Here is an 839-nt window from a genome sequence, read left to right as displayed (position 1 = left end):
ACTTTGTCGAAGGAGACGTCGTCTGAAGTCGCTACGGTGATGTTTTTACCGTTGCGGCTGACTTTGACGTTTTTGCCTTCTTTGAAGGTCACGGTGTCGCCTGCGCCGATTTTTTCAGACGAGGTTTCGTCGTTGGCGTTCAGGTTCCAACCTTTGTCGGCAGTTGCTTTGACTGCGGCAATGGCGTCGTGGACGTTGTCTTTGCCGGTACCGCCGATGTCGGCAGTGGTGACGTTGCCTTTGTCGTTGGCTGCGTTACCGCCGAGCAGGTTCGCCAGGTTGGCTTGGGCTGCGTTCAGCTGCTCTTCGCTTGCGGCTTGGCCTTTAGTGGCAAAGTCCGCACCGCCCAGGGTGGTGTTGCTCAGACCGGAAATCAGACCGGCGGTACCGTCGATTACGAGCGGTTTGTTGCCGTTGCCGGCTTTGCCGACGGTAATCTTGTCGGCCAGCGAGAAGCCGATGCCGTTTTCGTCGGCGCGGGTCAGGATGTTGCCGTCGCCTTTGACGCTCAGGCTGTCACCCAGTTTCTTCGCACCGGTCGTGCCGTTGTCGGCGGCAAAGGTCAGGCCTTTGTTATCCACCGCGTCTTTCGCCGCGACGCCTTTGGCGATGTCGGCTTTGGCTTCGTCGGTCAGGTCGAGGGCGTAATCGGTAACACCGTCGGCGTCTTTCGCACCTTCGCTGACTTTAACCGCACCGTTAGCCGCTTGGCTGAGGATGGTCTTGTCGGCGTTGACGGTGTACTCGGTGTTGTTGCCGTCCACTTTTTCGCTGACGGTCACGTTCTTACCGGCGACGACGGTGGTGGTTTTTTCAGTGGCGGCGAGTTGTTCGTTCAG

The 839-nt window shown here is 58.5% G+C and carries 1 protein-coding gene; it reads right to left on the bottom strand.

Features of this window, described 5'->3' with window-relative positions; all coding sequences use genetic code 11:
* A partial coding sequence (locus tag HMPREF2572_RS14660; RefSeq protein WP_210385313.1) for a hypothetical protein occupies positions 1–839 on the bottom strand: 839 nt, incomplete at both ends.

The organism is Neisseria sp. HMSC064E01 (assembly GCF_001808875.1).
GTDB classification, from domain to species: Bacteria; Pseudomonadota; Gammaproteobacteria; order Burkholderiales; family Neisseriaceae; genus Neisseria; species Neisseria sicca_A.
This window is presented reverse-complemented; position numbering and strand designations above follow the sequence as displayed.